4 protein-coding genes are annotated in these 2595 nt (G+C 67.7%); 2 read left to right on the forward strand and 2 right to left on the reverse strand.

Annotation, left to right across the window (positions count from 1 at the left end):
- Positions 1–148: 148 nt before the first annotated feature.
- Positions 149–355 carry a hypothetical protein gene (locus ACFWY6_RS05720; RefSeq protein WP_360777089.1) on the reverse strand — a complete coding sequence of 69 codons (207 nt, stop codon included), beginning with the start codon at positions 353–355 and terminating at the stop codon, positions 149–151.
- A 19-nt stretch (positions 356–374) separates the two neighbouring features.
- Positions 375–1256 carry a mycothiol conjugate amidase Mca gene (gene mca / locus ACFWY6_RS05725; protein WP_384686732.1) on the reverse strand — a complete coding sequence of 294 codons (882 nt, stop codon included), beginning with the start codon at positions 1254–1256 and terminating at the stop codon, positions 375–377.
- A gap of 114 nt (positions 1257–1370) precedes the next feature.
- Between mca and ACFWY6_RS05730 the strand changes: the two genes are divergently transcribed.
- Both ACFWY6_RS05730 and greA read left to right on the forward strand, forming a co-directional pair.
- Positions 1371–1778: a DUF4307 domain-containing protein gene (locus tag ACFWY6_RS05730; protein WP_384686734.1), complete on the forward strand. Its 408-nt coding sequence runs from the start codon at positions 1371–1373 to the stop codon at positions 1776–1778.
- 176 nt (positions 1779–1954) lie between these two features.
- Complete coding sequence (gene greA / locus ACFWY6_RS05735; RefSeq protein ID WP_360776937.1) at positions 1955–2452, forward strand: transcription elongation factor GreA; 498 nt, start codon at positions 1955–1957, stop codon at positions 2450–2452.
- Positions 2453–2595: the final 143 nt, after the last annotated feature.

Consider the following 2595-nt stretch of genomic DNA (forward strand, 5'->3'; position numbering starts at 1 on the left):
CCCGAGAGGTGATGGGAGTGACGGTGGCTGCGGGCTGACAGGCAGCGCCCCGAAGGGGCGCGGGGCTGAATCGACATGCGGCTCCGCCGCGTGGGCGCGACCAGCCACGACGCACCCGCAGACGAGCACCGCAGGTCCCGCAGGGCGCTTAGCTCCGCTGGGCCTCGGCCTCGGACGGCTTCCCCTCGCCGGAGGCGTCCGGTTCCTTGAAGTCGACCTTCCGCATGTGCTTGTTCATGGACTTCATCAGCCCCCAGACGGCGAGAGCCATCACCGCGAAGACGATGAAGCCGAGAACACCCGGAGTCACCTTGTCATCGTCGACCTCTTTGGCGAGAGGGACGAGATGCGTCATTGCCAGATGTGCGTTCACGCTAGGCATTGTCGCGGATGCCCGCAAAGAGGTCGTCCTCGGGGAGGGATGTATCGACGAGCGACTTCGCGAGCTCGTACTCCTCCGTGGGCCAGACCTCCTTCTGGAGCTCCATCGGCACCCGGAACCAGCCGCCCTCGGGGTCGATCTGGGTGGCGTGCGCGATCAGTGCCTTGTCGCGGATCTCATAGAAGTCGGCGCACGGAACGTGCGTGGTCAGCGTCCGCTCGACCCGCTCGAACTCGTCCCACCGCTTCAGCCAGTCCCCGTACGGCGACTCCATGCCGCGGTCGAGCATCGCCTGGTGCAGCGCCTCGGTGCGCGGCCGGTTGAAGCCCTGGTTGTAGTAGAGCTTCTTCGGCTCGTGGACCGGCCCGAACTCGCTCTCCGGGTACTTCTCGGGGTCCGCCGCCCCTTCGAAGGCCACCATCGTGATCTTGTGGGTCATGATGTGGTCGGGGTGCGGGTATCCGCCGTTCTCGTCGTACGTCGTGATGACCTGCGGACGGAAGGAACGGATCTGGCGGACCAGCTCGCCGGCCGCCTTGTCGACGTCCTCCAGGGCGAAGCAGCCGTCGGGCAGCGGCGGCAGCGGGTCGCCCTCGGGAAGCCCCGAGTCGACGAAGCCGAGCCACTCCTGCTTGACGCCGAGAATCTCGCGCGCCTCGTCCATCTCCTTCTTGCGCACCTCGTGGATGTGCTCCTGGATGTAGGTGTCGCCCTGGAGCTTGGGGTTGAGGATGTCACCGCGCTCCCCACCCGTGCAGGTCACGACGAGCACGTCCACCCCCTCGGACACGTACTTGGCCATGGTGGCCGCGCCCTTCGACGACTCGTCGTCGGGGTGGGCGTGAACGGCCATCAGTCGCAGCTGCTCAGTCAAGACTCGATCCTCAGTGATCCGGCGCCCTGGTCATTTCGGCGCAATGGGCGGCTTCTATAGTGACGGAACCGGGGGGCGGAAAATTCCGGCAGCCCCTATTCCTGGAGGAAGATCATGGCGGCGGTGGGCGAGAAGCTCCCCGAGGGTCGGTACGGCCACTCGCGGACGGCCGACGAACGCACCGACCGCAAGCTCATGATCGTGGGCTCCGTCCTCGGCGTGATCCTGCTCGGCGTCATCGGCTGGTTCGGCTACGACTACATCAACGGCACGAAGGTCAGCGCCGAGGTCATCAAGTTCGACGTCGTCTCCGACCACGCCGTCAAGGCGCATCTGGAAGTACGCAAGGACGCCGGCGCCCGGGGCTACTGCACCCTGCGCTCGCAGGCCGAGTCCGGCGCCGAGGTGGGCCGCGCCGACTTCCGCTTCGACCAGCGGACCGGCCGTGTCGACAAGGTCGTCACGCTGCGTACGACCGAGAAGGCGACCAGTGTCGAGCTGCTCGGCTGCCATTCCGACTGACACAGCCTGACATCCGCGGGCTTTACGCCTCTCACCTGCGTTGACGTATTTCTGATGGCTTATGTCCTCCCCCTCGCGCGCCTGAATTGTTAGGCTCGTGGTTTCGCCCACCCGTGAGGGAACATCCTTCTGGGTAGGGCGATGCTTTGTATTCCCAGTACCTACGAGGAGCACCTGTGACCCAGACCAGCGAGAACGTCACCTGGCTGACCCAGGAGGCGTACAACCAGCTCAGGGCCGAGCTGGAGTACCTGTCTGGTCCTGCGCGCACCGAGATCGCGGCCAAGATCGCGGCGGCGCGTGAGGAGGGCGACCTGCGCGAGAACGGCGGGTACCACGCGGCCAAGGAGGAGCAGGGCAAGCAGGAGCTCCGCGTCCGCCAGCTGACCCAGCTCCTCGAGCAGGCGAAGGTCGGTGAGGCGCCGGCCGCCGACGGTGTGGTGGCGCCCGGCATGGTCGTCACGATCGCCTTCGACGGCGACGAGGACGACACCCTGGCCTTCCTGCTCGCCTCGCGTGAGTACGCGAGCGCGGACATCGAGACGTACTCCCCGCAGTCCCCGCTGGGCAGCGGCGTGAACGGCAAGAAGATCGGCGAGGACGCCCAGTACGAACTGCCGAACGGCAAGCTCGCCTCGGTGAAGATCCTCGAGGCGAAGCCGTACCAGGCCTGAGACCAGGCCTGAGACCAGGCCTGAGACCTGCTTCGGCCGACGAAGGCCCCCCCCCCCCCCCCCCCCCGGGGCCGGCCCCGTGCCCCGGCCGGGGGGGGGGGGGGGCCGGCGGGGGGGGGGGGCCCCGGGGGGGGGGGGGGCGC

It is taken from the genome of Streptomyces sp. NPDC059037, assembly GCF_042740015.1.
Classification (GTDB): domain Bacteria; phylum Actinomycetota; class Actinomycetes; order Streptomycetales; family Streptomycetaceae; genus Streptomyces.